The 13144-nt window shown below is 68.8% G+C and carries 13 protein-coding genes, 2 pseudogenes and 1 riboswitch; of the genes and pseudogenes, 2 read left to right on the top strand and 13 right to left on the bottom strand.

The features are described 5' to 3' along the window. Positions 1-22: 22 nt before the first annotated feature. The 8 genes and pseudogenes from C6N31_RS27455 to C6N31_RS27425 all read right to left on the bottom strand — a co-directional run. Positions 23-493, bottom strand: coding sequence for a Clp protease N-terminal domain-containing protein (locus tag C6N31_RS27455; RefSeq protein ID WP_138351850.1), 471 nt, complete (start codon positions 491-493; stop codon positions 23-25). 7 nt (positions 494-500) lie between these two features. After that, entirely contained in the window at positions 501-704 is a 204-nt protein-coding gene (locus C6N31_RS27450) for a helix-turn-helix domain-containing protein (RefSeq protein ID WP_138351851.1), read from the bottom strand. Between the two features lie 119 nt (positions 705-823). Continuing rightward, a complete protein-coding gene (locus C6N31_RS27445) occupies positions 824-1969 on the bottom strand; it encodes an LLM class flavin-dependent oxidoreductase (RefSeq protein WP_198358488.1) in 1146 nt (381 codons plus the stop codon). Between the two features lie 14 nt (positions 1970-1983). Further along, positions 1984-3061 (bottom strand): annotated as a pseudogene (locus C6N31_RS27440) (LLM class flavin-dependent oxidoreductase). Continuing rightward, positions 3058-4440, bottom strand: a complete 1383-nt coding sequence (locus C6N31_RS27435) for an NtaA/DmoA family FMN-dependent monooxygenase (RefSeq protein WP_198358487.1) — start codon at positions 4438-4440, stop codon at positions 3058-3060. Before C6N31_RS27435 ends, C6N31_RS27440 begins: the two are co-directional and overlap by 4 nt. A 20-nt stretch (positions 4441-4460) precedes the next feature. Beyond that, positions 4461-5633: an LLM class flavin-dependent oxidoreductase gene (locus C6N31_RS27430; RefSeq protein ID WP_381588361.1), complete on the bottom strand. Its 1173-nt coding sequence runs from the start codon at positions 5631-5633 to the stop codon at positions 4461-4463. A 106-nt stretch (positions 5634-5739) separates the two neighbouring features. Next, positions 5740-5859 (bottom strand): putative leader peptide, encoded by a 120-nt coding sequence (locus tag C6N31_RS46170; RefSeq protein ID WP_368860187.1) that lies wholly within the window; start codon positions 5857-5859, stop codon positions 5740-5742. A gap of 137 nt (positions 5860-5996) precedes the next feature. Continuing rightward, positions 5997-6512, bottom strand: a pseudogene (locus C6N31_RS27425) (ATP-binding cassette domain-containing protein); the annotation flags it as partial. Positions 6513-6609: 97 nt separating this feature from the next. Next, a riboswitch (SAM riboswitch) is annotated at positions 6610-6723 on the top strand. A 299-nt stretch (positions 6724-7022) separates the two neighbouring features. On the opposite strand from C6N31_RS27425, the gene C6N31_RS27420 reads away from it, so the two are divergent. After that, positions 7023-7955, top strand: coding sequence for a glutathione S-transferase C-terminal domain-containing protein (locus C6N31_RS27420; protein ID WP_138351855.1), 933 nt, complete (start codon positions 7023-7025; stop codon positions 7953-7955). A 23-nt stretch (positions 7956-7978) separates the two neighbouring features. Here C6N31_RS27420 and C6N31_RS27415 read toward each other — a convergent pair whose 3' ends face one another. The 5 genes from C6N31_RS27415 to C6N31_RS27395 form a co-directional block, all read right to left on the bottom strand. Further along, positions 7979-8611: a DUF6875 domain-containing protein gene (locus C6N31_RS27415; RefSeq protein ID WP_331284125.1), complete on the bottom strand. Its 633-nt coding sequence runs from the start codon at positions 8609-8611 to the stop codon at positions 7979-7981. Next, on the bottom strand, positions 8608-9171 hold the full coding sequence (locus tag C6N31_RS27410; protein WP_138351857.1) for a hypothetical protein: 564 nt from the start codon (positions 9169-9171) through the stop codon (positions 8608-8610). The genes C6N31_RS27415 and C6N31_RS27410 overlap by 4 nt, the downstream gene beginning before the upstream one ends. A 9-nt stretch (positions 9172-9180) precedes the next feature. Further along, complete coding sequence (locus C6N31_RS27405; protein ID WP_138351858.1) at positions 9181-9381, bottom strand: MbtH family protein; 201 nt, start codon at positions 9379-9381, stop codon at positions 9181-9183. 84 nt (positions 9382-9465) lie between these two features. Beyond that, positions 9466-9702: a hypothetical protein gene (locus tag C6N31_RS27400; protein ID WP_138351859.1), complete on the bottom strand. Its 237-nt coding sequence runs from the start codon at positions 9700-9702 to the stop codon at positions 9466-9468. After that, positions 9699-11210, bottom strand: a complete 1512-nt coding sequence (locus C6N31_RS27395) for a class I adenylate-forming enzyme family protein (protein WP_307811554.1) — start codon at positions 11208-11210, stop codon at positions 9699-9701. The genes C6N31_RS27400 and C6N31_RS27395 overlap by 4 nt, the downstream gene beginning before the upstream one ends. Positions 11211-11678: 468 nt before the next feature. On the opposite strand from C6N31_RS27395, the gene C6N31_RS27390 reads away from it, so the two are divergent. Further along, the coding region (locus C6N31_RS27390; RefSeq protein WP_269770828.1) for a condensation domain-containing protein at positions 11679-13144 on the top strand (1466 nt) is incomplete at its 3' end.

Here is a 13144-nt window from a genome sequence, read left to right as displayed (position 1 = left end):
ATCTCTGGGTGGACCGGGGATCTCAGGCGTCCGCCTGCCTGATGCGTTCACGGACGGCCGCACGGTCGATGCCCAGCTGCTCCATCAGCTCTGCCGCGGGATCAGGCCGCTCACAGTCAAGGATCGCGAGCAGCAGGTGCTCCGGCGTGATGCGCCGGCTGCCGGCCTTCTTCACCTCGACGAGGGCGCGCGGGAGCACCGAGCGGGCACCGGAGGTGAAGGGGGTGCGCTTGCGTGAGACGGGGACCGGCGGCCTCTCGACGCCCTGGACGTCGATGCCGATCGCGGCCAGTGCCGACCGGTCGAGGACGTCGAGGGCGGTACGTGCGGCCTCCAGGTCGGTACCGAGGGATCGGACCGCGAGCGAGCCGGGCTCGTGGAGTACTCCCAGGAGGAGGTGCTCGGTGCCGATGCGGCGATCGCCGCGCAGCCTGGCTTCTTCCAGAGCGGACGTGACCGCCGCGCGGGCACCTGTTGCGAACTGTTCGAACACTGTCGTCTCACTTCCCGTGTTTGGCGTGCGCCGATTGCCGTGACACGCCGAGGGCATCCCCGATCTGTTCCCAGGACCATCCCTGCTCCCTGGCGCGGACCACCGCTGCCGTTTCGATCTGCTCGGCCAGTCGGTGCAGGGCGCCCACCGCCCGTAGCCCGACGGCGGGGTCGTGCGACCTGAGGCGTTCTGCGAGATCTCCTGCTTCCATGACTGTCAGTCTGGGCTGACAGCCATCATGTTGTCAACCCAGACTGACAGTCCGCCGATGCGTTACGACCCATTGACCGCGGGCTGTCAGGCCCCCAGCGGCCCGTCATGGGAAGGACCTCAGCGGCGTTGCCACTCCTCGGCCAGGAGCCGGTAGGAACCCACCCGGTCGGCGTGGTCGTGCGTGATGGTCGTGATGACCAGCTCGTCGGCGCCGGTGGCCTCCTGAAGTCGTTCGAGCTGGTCGGCCACATGTCCTGCGGTGCCGACGAACTGGGTGTCGACGCGGTCGGCCACCAAAGCCCGGTCCTCGTCGGTCCACACATGGGCGCGGGCCTGCTCGGGGGTGGGGAAGGCGATGGCGCCCTCTGCGGTGCGGATGCTGCGGACCCACGGACCGTAGCCGGCGGCGAGTTCACGGGCCGTCGCGTCGTCCTGGGCGACGACGACGTCGGCCGAGACGCTGACGTACGGCTTGTCGAGATCGTCGGAGGGCTGGAACGCGGCGCGGTACCCCTCGGTCGCCTCCAGGACGGTGGCCGGGCTGACGTGGTAGTTGGAGGCGAAACGCAAACCGTTGCGGCCGGCGACGTCGGCGCTCTGCCCGCCGCTGCTGCCCAGGATCCACACCTGCACGGCGGCGCCCTCGCCGGGCACGGCGTGCGCCTCGACGCCGTCGGCCGAACGGTAGGTGCCGCGCAGCAGGGCGAGGATGTCGTCGATCTGCTCGCCGTAATCCTGCGCCTCGGCGTTCGGTTGGCGCAGCAGGCGCTGCTGGAGGGCGAACCGGGGTGAGCCGAGCAGGTGCTCGAAGGAGAACCGGGGTGGGATCCGCAGCCCGTTGGGAGCGTGTCCGTCGATGACCGGGGTCGCGGTCACGACGGGTCCCACGGCCGGAACGGAGTCCGCGCTCGGACTGGGGGGACGTCCCCCGGAGCGGCCGAGGCCCAGGTCGAGCCGCCCGGGGTGCAGGGCGTCGATGAGGCCGAACTCCTCGACGGTGGACAGGGCGGTGCGGTGGCCCAGCAGGACCGCCCCGGAACCGATCCTGATCGTGGAGGTCGCGGAGGCGGTCAGGGCCAGCACGACAGCGGGAGAGGTCCCGGCGACGCCCGGGTTGAGATGGTGCTCGGCGACCCAGTAGCGGGTGTAGCCGAACCGCTCGGTCTGGCGGGCGAGGTCGATGCTGTTGTGCAGCGCGTCGGCCGCGGTGGACCCGGACGGAACCGGGACGAGGTCGAGAACCCCGAGAGGGATGCCGGACATGATCGGGGTGCTCCTCAGAAGTCGGCGGGTCGGGGCGCGGCGAGGACCGGGGCCCAGGGGAACGGTGGGTCGGGGATGTCGCGCCGCAGTACGGGCGCGATGTCGGACTGGAAGAGTTCCAGCGAGGCCCGGTGCCGGGCGTCGCCGAGCCCGCTCGCGTCCGCCTGCAGATGGAGCACGCTGTGGCCGAACTGCTCGTGGTAGCGGTGCACCTTGTCGATCACCTGTTGGGGGCTGCCGATCAGCGCCGAGCTGCGCTCCACGAAGTCCTCCAGGGTCGCGAACACCGGCTCCAGACCCAGCCGCTTCTGGAAGGCCAGCTGCCCCTCGAAGACCGGCCGGTAGGCGGCGATCGCCTCCTGCGAGGTGCGTGCCGCGTAGTACCCGGCGGTACCGGCGCCGACCACCGCGTGGGCGGCGTCGTGGCCGTAGTGGGCCCGGCGCTCCCGGTAGTGGCGGACGAGTTCGGCGTAGGGCTCGATGGGGTTGGTGACATTGGCCGAGAACAGCGGGTCGCCGTAGCGGGCGGCGAGGTCGACGGACTCCCGGCTGGTGGCGCTGCCGTGCCAGACCCGCACCGGCTGCTGGTACGGCCTGGGCCACACCTCGGCGGCGGTGAGCTCCGGGCGGAAGCGCGGTTCTGCGGTCACCTTGTCCTCCCGCCAGATCCGGCGGAACAGCTCATAGCTCTCGGCGTTGCGCTCCCACTGGTCATCGGGAGTGACCTGGAACAGCTCGCGCTGGGCGGTGCCGTTGCCCTTCCCGATGATCAGGTCCAGGCGGGTCGGACAAGTGGTCCAAGGTCGCGTAGTCCTCGTAGGCGCGTACCGGGTCGAGCAGGCTGAGGGTGGTGACGGCGGTGAACAGCCGGATCCTGGAGGTGAGCGCGGCGATGTGACTGAGCACGACCGGTGGCGACGAGGAGATGAACGGCCGCTCGTGGCGTTCGCCGACGCCGAAGCCGTCGAACCCGGTCTCCTCGGCGAACACCGCGTTGTCGATCACCTCGCGGAAACGGTCGTGGGTCGGCTTCAGCACCCCGGTCACCGGGTCGGGGGCGTGCACGATGAGGGTGATGGCCAGGAACTTCACGACGCCACCCGCCCGGTGCCCGGCTCGGCGGCGGCGTCGGGGTGGGCCAGTCCCAGGTGGTCGCGCAGCGTGGTGCCCTCGTACGCGGTGCGGAAGACACCGCGCTCCTGCAGCAGCGGTACGACGGTGTCGGCGAAGCCGTCCAGACCGGTGGGGGTGATGTGCGGAACCAGGATGAAGCCGTCGGCGGCATCGGCCTGGACGAGGGTGTTGATGGACTCGGCGACGGTGGCCGGGGAGCCGACGAAGATCTGCCGGCTGCCGGTCTCGATGACGAGGTCGCGGATCGACCAGTTGTTGACCGCCGCGAGCTCACGCCACTGGCGGGCGGTGGCCAGCGGGTCACGGTACATCCGCACCTGCGCGCGGCCGCGGGCGATGGTGTGCTCACCGAGGTCCGGGTCGATGTCGGGCAGCGGGCCGTCCGGGTCGTAGCCGGACAGGTCGCGGTTCCAGACGAACTCCAGGTGCTTGAGCGCGGTCGCTCCGCTGACCTGCTGCCGGCGCACCTCGCGGGCCAGCTCCTGGGCCTCGGCGTCGGTGTCGCCGAGCACGAAGGTCGCGGCCGGCAGGATCAGCAGCTGCTCGGGGCGGCGCCCGTAGCGGGCGAGCCGGCGCTTGACGTCGGCGTGGAACTCCTGACCCTCCTTCAGGGTGCCGTACCGGCTGAAGATCGCGTCCGCGGTGGAGGCCGCGAACTCCCGGCCCTCCTCCGAGTCACCGGCCTGGAAGATCACCGGACGGCCCTGCGGACTGCGCGGGACATTGAACTGCCCGGCGATGTCGAAATGCTCTCCCTCATGGACGAAGGCCCCGGCGCGCGCGTCCTTCAGAAAGATGCCGGACTCCTGGTCGGCGACGATCTCCTCACCGTGCCAGGAGTCGAACAGCTCGATGGCGGTCGCGAGGAACTCCGTGGCGCGGGAGTACCGCTGGTCCTGCGGGAGGAAGCCGCCGCGGCGGAAGTTCTCGCCGGTGAACGCGTCCCAGGAGGTGACGACGTTCCAGGCGGCACGCCCGTCCGACAGATGATCGAGGCTGGCGAACTGGCGGGCCACCTCGTAGGGCTCGTTGAAGGTGGAGTTGATGGTGCCGGTCAGGCCCAGGCGCTCGGTCACCGCGGCCAGAGCGGACAGCACCGTGAAGGTGTCCGGCCGCCCGACCACGTCCAGGTCGTAGATCTGCCCGGCCTGTTCGCGCAGCCGCAGCCCTTCGGCGAGGAACAGGAAGTCGAACTTGGCGCGTTCGGCGGTCCGCGCGAAGTGCGCGAACGAGCTGAACTCGATGTGGCTGCCGGCCCGCGGGTCGCTCCACACGGTGGTGTTGTTGACACCGGGGAAGTGGGCCGCGAGATGGATCTGCTTCAGTGGCTTGCTCATGGTCGGACGGTCCTCCCGGCTCAGACGGTGGCGTAGCGGTTGGCGGGACGGGACAGCCCGAGCAGCCCGCGCAGGGTGTCGGCCTCGTACACCCGCCGGAAGGCGCCGCGGCGCTGGAGTTCGGGCACCAGGCCGCGGGTGATCGCCGGAAGGTCATGGCCGATGACGCCGGGACGCAACCGGAAGCCGGACAGTCCGGCCTGCTGCCACTGCAGGAGCAGGTCGGCGAGTTGTGCGGGGCTTCCCGTGAAGATCTTCGCGTCGCTGGTGTACGGGTAACCCGCCAGGTCGTCCAAGCGTGCCTTGCGGTCCGCCGCCGCTGCCGCGTCGTCGTCGAGAAAGACCACCAGGTCACCGAAGATGTGCAGGGGCTCGTCGGAGCGCCCTGCCGCGGCCTGGGCCGCGCGTATCTCGTCGGAGATGGCGCGGGCGTGGCCGGGGTCGTGCGGGGTGACGTAGCCGATGTCGGCGGAACGGCCCACCAGTTGGAAGGGGACGCTCTGGTGCGCCAGGGCGGTGACGACCGGCTGTCCCTGGGGCGGCCGGGGGGTGATCGAGGGTCCCTTGACGCTGAAGTGCCGGCCCTCGAAGTCGACATAGTGCAGTTTGTCGCGGTCGACGAAGCGCCCGGTGGAGGTGTCGCGGATCTCCGCGTCGTCCTCCCAGCTGTCCCACAGACGGCGGACGGCCTCGACGTGGTCGGCGGCCTCCTCGAAGAGCTCGGCGGTCAACTCCCGGACCTCCGGGGTGTCCAGGTCCTCGATGCGCAGAGGCGGGAACGTACGACGGCCGAAGTGGGCCGCCTCGCTCTGCCGTGCCGACACCTGGACCCGCAGGCCCGCACGGCCGGTGCTGACGTAGTCCAGGGTGGCGATCGCCTTGGAGATGTGGAACGGCTCGGTGTGGGTGGTGACGACGGTCGGCACCAGCCCGATGTGACGCGTCAGCGGTGCGACGCGGGCGGCGATGAGGACCGCGTCCAGCCGGCCGCGTACCTGATCGGTGCGATCGTCCGGCTCGGTGAAGCGCGACGACTGCAGCCCGAGGGCGTCCTCGAAGGTGACGAAGTCGAGCAGGCCGCGTTCCGCCTCGGTGACGAGGTCGGCCCAGTAGCCGGCGGTGAGCAGGTCGCGAGGCCTGGCCTGTGGTGCGCGCCAGGCGGCCGGGTGCCAGCCCGCGCCGTCCAGGGCCACGGCAAGATGCAGAGGTGAAGGAGGAAATGCGGGCACAACGATGTCTTCCTGATCGGCCGTACACGATCGCCGGGTCTGCTCGGCAGGGCCCGGCGCGGGGAACGCGTCAGGCGCAACAGAGCGCGCCGGCCAGCCGCAGCAGGTCGATGTGGGACCGGGAGTACAGGTGCACGCAGCCACGCGGGACCAGGGGTTCGACGACGAACCGGCCGGATTCAGCCTGCATCGACGTCACCTCCACCCATCGTGTCCGCGGTCCACCAGAAAGTGCCGACCCGGGGGGCATGCCTGTACCCCCGTCGCCCACAACGCAGCCGCCACGCCACCTATTCCGCCCCATGCTCAGGCGTCCGTACGAGGTGGAATCACCCCCGGCCGCAGTGCGGGGGCACGGGCGATCGCCACCCGCTGCTGCTGGCCGCCGGACAACTGCCGGGGATGCGCACCGGTCTTGTCGGCCAGCCCCACCCGGTCGAGGAGGGTACGGGCCAGCGCCTGCGCCTCGGGCTTGCGCAGCAGGCCCGTCGCCACGGGCGCCGCTGCCACGTTGTCCAGCACGGTCAGGTGCGGGAAGCGGTTGAAGTTCTGGAAGACGAAGCCGATCCGGCTGCGCTGAGCGAGGATCGCGCGCTCGCTCAGCTCCTTGAGCCGTTCGCCCTGTCTGCGGACGCCGATCAGTTCGCCGTTGAGGCTGGCGTAGCCGACCTCCGGCTTCTCCAGGTGGTTGATCACCCGCAGCAGGGTGCACTTGCCGGAGCCGGACGGCCCGAGGATCACCGTGACCTGTCCTGGCCGCACCGTCAGGTCCACGCCGTCCAGCACCCGGTGGTCGCCACCGTCTGGTACGTGATCCTCACCAGCGTGGTGTCCGTCGTCCAGTACCGGTCCATGAGACGGAGCCGCCGCCTTCTTGACTCCGTCACAGGGCGCAACCACACTGTTGAGGACGGTAACGATATTCAGCGCCCACCTCGGGGTTCCTGCCCCAGTGGGTCATCGGCCCCGGCCCGCTGACAGGCAACCCTTCTCCGCGACGGGGTGCCCTGGGTGATGACCGGGTCCTGCCGGGGTGGCGGGACAAGCGTGGTCTCGTGTCTCACGAGCCCCGATGATGGGACCGGTGGAGATGCCGCGCACTGGCAGTGGGACGGGGAAGGCGAGCGCCCGTCGGCCGCTCCTGACCCGACGTCTCCACATCGACCTGTTGCGGGTCTGCAGCGCGACCGGCAGCCCGGCGGTCTGACCGGGACAGCTCCTGAGGGGCTCCCGTAGGCGCACATCACCGGGCCAGGCGTCGTCCGCACACCCAGACACCGGGCTCTCCAGGCGTCCTGCCACCGATGCCGCTTCGGCACGCCCAGGCTGCTTCCCTCCCCGCATTGGAGAGCCATGCCCGAGACAGCTCTGCCCAGCCCGCTCACCTCACGCCCGGCCACCGTCCGCGATCTCCGACCCGCCGTGTCCGACCCCCAGGTCACCCTGGCCGCCCGCGCGTCGCACTTCGGCAGCCGTATCGGCGTCGACCTCGCCGGCGGGTTCTATCCGGCGCCCCTCCGCTACAACGTGTACCTAGCGCCGGGCTGTCCGCGGTCCCTGCGGGTGTCGATCACCCTGGACCTGCTCGCCCTCACGGACTCGGTCACCATCACCCCCGTCCCCCGGTCGGCCGGCACCCCCGACCCGCTCGTGGCACTGCGCAGCGCCTACGAGGCCACCCGGCACCACTACGACGGTCCACTCACCGTGCCCGCGCTGTCCGACCGCTGGAGCGGACGCATCGTCAGCGATCAGACCCCCGACATCCTCCGCGACCTCGTCGACCTCGCCGACCACCTCACCGAGCACGGCCGGGACGGCCTGCCCCGCCTGCGCCCGCCGGCCCTCGTCGCGGACATCGAGACCATCCGGCAACTCCTTGACGAGGACATCGCCGAAGCCGCCCAACGGGCCGGTGCGGCCCCGGCATCGCACCGCCGAGGGGAGGCGCTGGAAACCCTGCTCGCGGCACTGGACCTTCTCGACCGCCAACTGGCCACCGGGCCCTATGCGCTGGGCGACGAACTGACCGCCGCGGACGTGGACCTCTGGGTGACCCTCGTACACCTCGACCTCGTCGGCCGTCTCCACCTGGACGCCGACGCGGTACACGCCATCGCCCGGCACGACCGCCTGTGGGCCTACGTGCGACGCCTGCACGGCCACCCGGCCTTCCGCGACAACCTCCGCACGGACCGGATGGCCCGTCTGCACCGCCGCACCTGCCGTGGCCCGGAATCATCAGGCGCCGCGATCGAGCTCCCCGGAGTCCTGCGGATCAGCTGAGCGTTGTCGGCGCAACGGCGAGGTCAGTCCCGGTACCCGTAGTCCCGTTCGGACTGCCGGTAGCGCTCCACCAGGATCGCGTCCATCGGCGCGGTCTGCGGTCCGAAGAACTTGCCGAACTTCTCACGGTACTTCTCGAACCATTGCGCCCGCTCGGACAGGAAGAAGATGTCGTGCAGGGCGATGGAGCGAATCGCGAGGACGGGTACGGGTGCCTTGCTCACAGCGAACCGCGGATTCCTTGCTGCCCTCACATCGCAGTTCTCGTGGAACTGACCGACCATGAGGCCCTGCGCCACGTAGTCGTCCTTGACGCGTTCCTGCGCCTTGTCGAGAAGCTCGGTGTCCTCGCTGTGGAGATCGGGAAGGACGACCACCATGGCGCGCAGCATGGGATTCCGTCCCTGCCAGGAGGTCAGCAGGTACTCGTGCAGGCTGCTCCGTACGATCTCCTCCACCAGGTCGGGGGTCGGCGAGTGCCCGACCAGGCGGATACGGATCTCCATGGTTCTGTTCTTGCGAGAGGGGGCCACGAAAGGGCAGATGGGGCCCATTCGGCCGATCTCCGGATGGTTCGTCGCAATGTAGTCGGTCAGCCATAAGTCGACCGATTCGAGCGCGGACTCGATATCGACGACGGATCCCGTGGAGTTCATGGTGTTCCCGTCAGATCCGACACGCGATCGACCGCGATGCGCGCGAGACGACGGATCTCGGACTCGTCCGGGACTCGGGTGTTCACCAGCGAAAGGATGTCGTCCTTCATCACGATGACCCAGGACGTCTCGATACGGAAGTGCTCGACGGTGGACAGCCATCGCACCATGAAGCTGCCGTCTCCGACGGAGATCGGTTCCTGGCCGACTTTCGTGATGTCCAGCTGGACGCCGTCGTTCAGTTCCATCCGGTAGTGCGTGCAGTCGCGTACTGCGGCGGAGATCTCCTCGAACACCTGCCGGCAGGCCTGGTTGCCGAACCGCGTGACGTTGTGGAATATCACCGAGCCCACGACGTTCGTGAACAGTGCGGAGGCATGCTGTGTCGCCTCCGGATGCGTGCCGTGCGTCAGCATGTTCGTCAGGTCGACAATGGCGCGCCCCGACTCGTCACCGGAAACGAAGCTGGGGTCGTAGGCGGCGCTCGGTTCCTCGCCGAAGAACGACTCTTCGAGGTCCTCTTCTCTCAGGAGCAGTGTCTGGAAGGCGGTGTCGTCCATCGCGTTCTCCTATCGGCGTACGAGGCTGAGGGGGCGTATGTCGGTCCAGTGCTCCTCGACGTAGTCGAGGCAGGACTGGCGGTCGGTCTCGGCGAGGGCGACCGTCCAGCCCGCGGGCACTTCGGCGAAGGCGGGCCACAGCGAGTGCTGGCCCTCGTTGTTGACGAGTACGAGGTAGCTGCCGTCAGGGTTCTCGAAGGGGTTGGCCATCGTTTCTCCCTACAGAAAGTGGTCAGATTCGGGTGGCTGCGCATGCTTCATGCCCGCGCCGGCATTGCCGGGCGGTGGGGTTCGTCATCTCTCTTCGACGACCCTCATCACGTACTTGTGAATCCCGTTGATCGAGGTGAACAGCTCCATGTCCTCGAACTGCGGGTCTATGACGACACCGTGCTTCTCCTCCAGCACATGTTGGAGGACGAGCAGGGTGAGCGAGTCGATCACCAGTTCGGCATCGTCGGGAAACTCGTCCGGGGGCCCGAGCCCGGCATTCTCGGACAGGATCACTCTGATGTCACTCTTTGAGATCATGCTGTGTCCCATGGCTTGGAAGACGCCTCCGACGTGACGTGCTCGTGCATCAGTGCGCGGTTGCGGGTCAACTTGCCCATCGAGTTCCGGGGCAGCTGCCGCGTGACGAAGAACCGCCTGGGGATTTTGGCCGCGCTCAACCGTTCCCGGCACCAGACGGTGAGTTCGTCCGCGGTGACCGCCTCATGGGCTCCGACGAACGCTTCGATGGCCTCCGCATGGGTCACCACGGCATCGGTCACCCGGGGATGGCTCAGCAGGGCCGCCTCCACTTCTGTGAGGTCGACCTTCAACCCGCCGACGATGACGAGCGAGTCGGTCCGGCCGAGCATGGTCAGCACCCCGGTCGTCGGGTCCTGGTGAAATCGGTCGAAGGTCCGCAGCCAGCCGTCCGTGAAGCGGTCGGCATACTCCCCGTAGAGGTACGGCGAGCGGTCCATCCGGACGTGGAGCTCCTCGTCGACGACTTTCACCTCGGCCCCCGGCACCGGTGGCCCCAGCTGTGGGGGCAGGCACGTCCCGGAGAGGTCACCAGCGATCAGCCCGATCTCGGTCAGGCCGTAGACCTGGCTGATCGGCAGGCCGAAGCGCTCACCGAACTGCTCGTAGGTCTCGTGCGGAACCCGCTCACCGCCCGAGACGGCCAGCCGCAGCGAGGGCAGGTCCAGCGGATCCCTTGTGCGCACCAGGAGTTCGTAGTGGGCGGGTGTCCCGTACACGGCGGAGATCTCGGCGGCTGACATCAGCCGCACCACCTCGGTGGGGCGGAGCGTCGGGGGGACGACCAGCGTCGCCCCGGACACCAGCGCATGCAGCACCCCACTGACCAGACCCATGTTGTGCATGACGGAGTTCAGCAGCAGAACCCGGTCGCCCTTGCCAGGAACCCCGGGGAGTGCGGCGTGCCGGTCGAGCTCGGCCAGCACGGAGTCGGCCGGGCGGCCGATGACCTTCGGCCTGCCCGTCGAACCCGAGCTGAACTGCACCAGGCGGATGTCGTCGTCGGCCGGCCGCCCGTTCGACAGCCGCCGGACCGAGAATGCGGACTCCTGACGGAATCCGGCCACCGGCCCATCAGCCCCGGCCGCCGCAACCAGGTACTGCGGACGCACCAGCTCCACCAGCGGCTCGTATTCGGCCGGTCTCAGCCGAAAATCGACCAGAATGACTTGCGCCCCGCGGCTCCACAGAGCCAGCAGTACCTGCAGATACGTGAAACTCGGCTTCATGCGCAGTAGAACGGAGCTGCCGTGGGCAATACCGTGCTCCCGGAAATCGCCTGCAAGGCCACCGACCGCTGCCCGGAGTTCGCCACGGGTGACGGGAGCACGGGAAACCGCCCACAGCTCGTCGTCGGCCCCTCGACCCAACAGGTGTTCTCCCCACCATGCATCCGCCATAAACGCATCCTTACGAGAAAACCGGCCCGTGCAATATTCGCTCCGGCATTTGATGACGGTGAAGTTAGCACCGCCGAGAAACGCCGAGCAAGCACGCCACCAACGCACCCGGACCGCCTCGGAAGGAGCCGGCATTCGACGCGATGCGCCGCTGGAGGACCCTGCGCGTGAGGTGACCGGCGTGGCAGTCGAAGCCGTTCGCACTCCTCTCACCAGCGAGTCCTCGGCAGCGCACACCTGCGGGGATCGTCGTTGGACCGCCCGCGAGGCTGCGCACCCACAGGATTCCGTCGGCTGCGGCGTACGCCGGTTGTCCCGCCGGCGGGACACATACGAGACCTCCCACATTGATCTCCTTGACCACCCAGTGACCTCGGGTTAGGTTTCTAGGGATTTTGGTTCAGGGCAGTTGCGCCGGTTCCGGCGTACGAGGCGACCCACCGTTCCGATGGTCAGACGGTCGCGCATTCTCCGATGTCCGGTCGCGCTTTCTCATTGTCTTCGCGGCTGTCAGGATTTCTTTTACTTTTCTCCCCCAGGCAATGTCCGCGCGGGGGATATTCCGGAGGTGGGGACTTGTCCATCAGTGCTGGCGCCACACTGCCGCTCACGGCCGCGCAACGCGAGATATGGATGGCCGAACAGCGGTTGGCGGGAGCCAACCGGGTTTTCCGGGTGGGCGACTATCTGGAAATCCACGGACGAGTGGATCCGGTGCTCTTCGAGCAAGCCCTCCTGCGGGTTGTCTCCGAGACGGAGGCACTGCACGTCCGTTTTGTGGAAGAGCGCGGCGACGGCCGACAGGTCCTCCACGGACTCGGTGACTGGTCGCCCACGATGATCGACCTCAGCGCCGAACCCGACCCCGAACGAGCCGCCCACGCCTGGCTGGAGGCCGCGGTGGCCCGGCCGATGGACCTCGCCGGCGACCGGCTCTTCGAGTACGCGCTGCTCCGTCTGGGCCCCGACCGCTTCTACTGGTACCAGGGCTACCACCACGCCGTGATGGACGCCTTCGGAGCACTCCTGATCACCCGCCGGGTCGCCGAGGTCTACACCGCCCTTGTCCAGGACCACCCGGTGAAACCGAGCCCCTTCAGCCCGTTGCACGAGCTGCTGGCCGCCGATGAGAAGTACCGCGATTCCCAACAATTCTCCCTCGACCGGGAGTACTGGACCGAGCAATTCGCCGACCGCCCCGAACCGACCGGGTTCGTCGACCGGCCGTCGACCACCCCGGAGCACTACCTTCGGCGGACAGCCGGCCTGGGGGCCGTGGAGCTGAACGACTTACGCGCAGCGGCGCGGCACGCCCGGGCCCCTTGGTCACACCTGGTCATCGCGGCAACAGCCGTCTATCTCCATCGGATGACCGGCTCATCGTGCGTCGTGCTCGGCCTGCCGGTGACCGGGCGTCTGGACCAGCTCCAGCGCCGTACTCCCGGCATGGCCTCCAACGTCCTTCCGCTGCGGCTCTCGTTCCGACCGGATCTGTCGCTCGGTGACCTCCTCGGGCAGATCGCGGACCGAGTGGTCGAGCTGGGCAGGCACCAGCGGTACCGGGCCGAGGACCTGCAACGGGACCTGGACCTGCCGGGCAGTCTGGGAACGTGGTACGCACCGGTCGTCAACGTGATGTCGTTCGACTACGTGCTCGACTTCGCCGGTCTGCCGACCACCGCGCACAACCTTTCCTCGGGCCTGGTGGGCGACTTCACGGTCGCCGTGTGGGACCGGCGCGACGGGACCGGCCTCAAGGTCGATGTCAATGCCCACCCTGAGATCTGCTCGGACGGCGAGCTGGCCGCTCATCATCAGCGCCTGCTCACCGTGTTACGGGCCGTGACCACGGCCGATCCCACCCAACCCGTAGGCCGGATCGACCTGCTCACCGACGAGGACCGCACCGCCCTGCTGGGTATGGCCGCGGATGCTCCGCCGGTTGCAGAGACCACGCTGCCGGGGTTGTTCGAGGCGCAGGCCGAGCGTGCACCGGACGCGGTAGCCGTGACGTGCGACGACACCGCCCTGACCTACGCCGA

The sequence above is a fragment of the Streptomyces fildesensis genome (assembly GCF_016107395.1).
GTDB lineage: Bacteria > Actinomycetota > Actinomycetes > Streptomycetales > Streptomycetaceae > Actinacidiphila > Actinacidiphila fildesensis.
Note: the sequence above shows the minus strand (reverse complement) of the source record. Positions and strands in the feature narration are given on the sequence as shown.

Excerpts from the sequence above, each read along its gene's own strand:
- C6N31_RS27450 (WP_138351851.1), bottom strand. The coding sequence starts at position 704 with ATGGAAGCAGGAGATCTCGCAGAACGCCTCAGGTCGCACGACCCCGCC.
- C6N31_RS46170 (WP_368860187.1), bottom strand. The coding sequence starts at position 5,859 with ATGCAGGCTGAATCCGGCCGGTTCGTCGTCGAACCCCTGGTCCCGCGT.
- C6N31_RS27405 (WP_138351858.1), bottom strand. The coding sequence starts at position 9,381 with ATGGCCAACCCCTTCGAGAACCCTGACGGCAGCTACCTCGTACTCGTC.
- C6N31_RS27410 (WP_138351857.1), bottom strand. The coding sequence starts at position 9,171 with ATGGACGACACCGCCTTCCAGACACTGCTCCTGAGAGAAGAGGACCTC.
- C6N31_RS27435 (WP_198358487.1), bottom strand. The coding sequence starts at position 4,440 with ATGAGCAAGCCACTGAAGCAGATCCATCTCGCGGCCCACTTCCCCGGT.
- C6N31_RS27415 (WP_331284125.1), bottom strand. The coding sequence starts at position 8,611 with ATGAACTCCACGGGATCCGTCGTCGATATCGAGTCCGCGCTCGAATCG.
- C6N31_RS27445 (WP_198358488.1), bottom strand. The coding sequence starts at position 1,969 with ATGTCCGGCATCCCTCTCGGGGTTCTCGACCTCGTCCCGGTTCCGTCC.
- C6N31_RS27400 (WP_138351859.1), bottom strand. The coding sequence starts at position 9,702 with ATGATCTCAAAGAGTGACATCAGAGTGATCCTGTCCGAGAATGCCGGG.
- C6N31_RS27420 (WP_138351855.1), top strand. The coding sequence starts at position 7,023 with ATGCCCGAGACAGCTCTGCCCAGCCCGCTCACCTCACGCCCGGCCACC.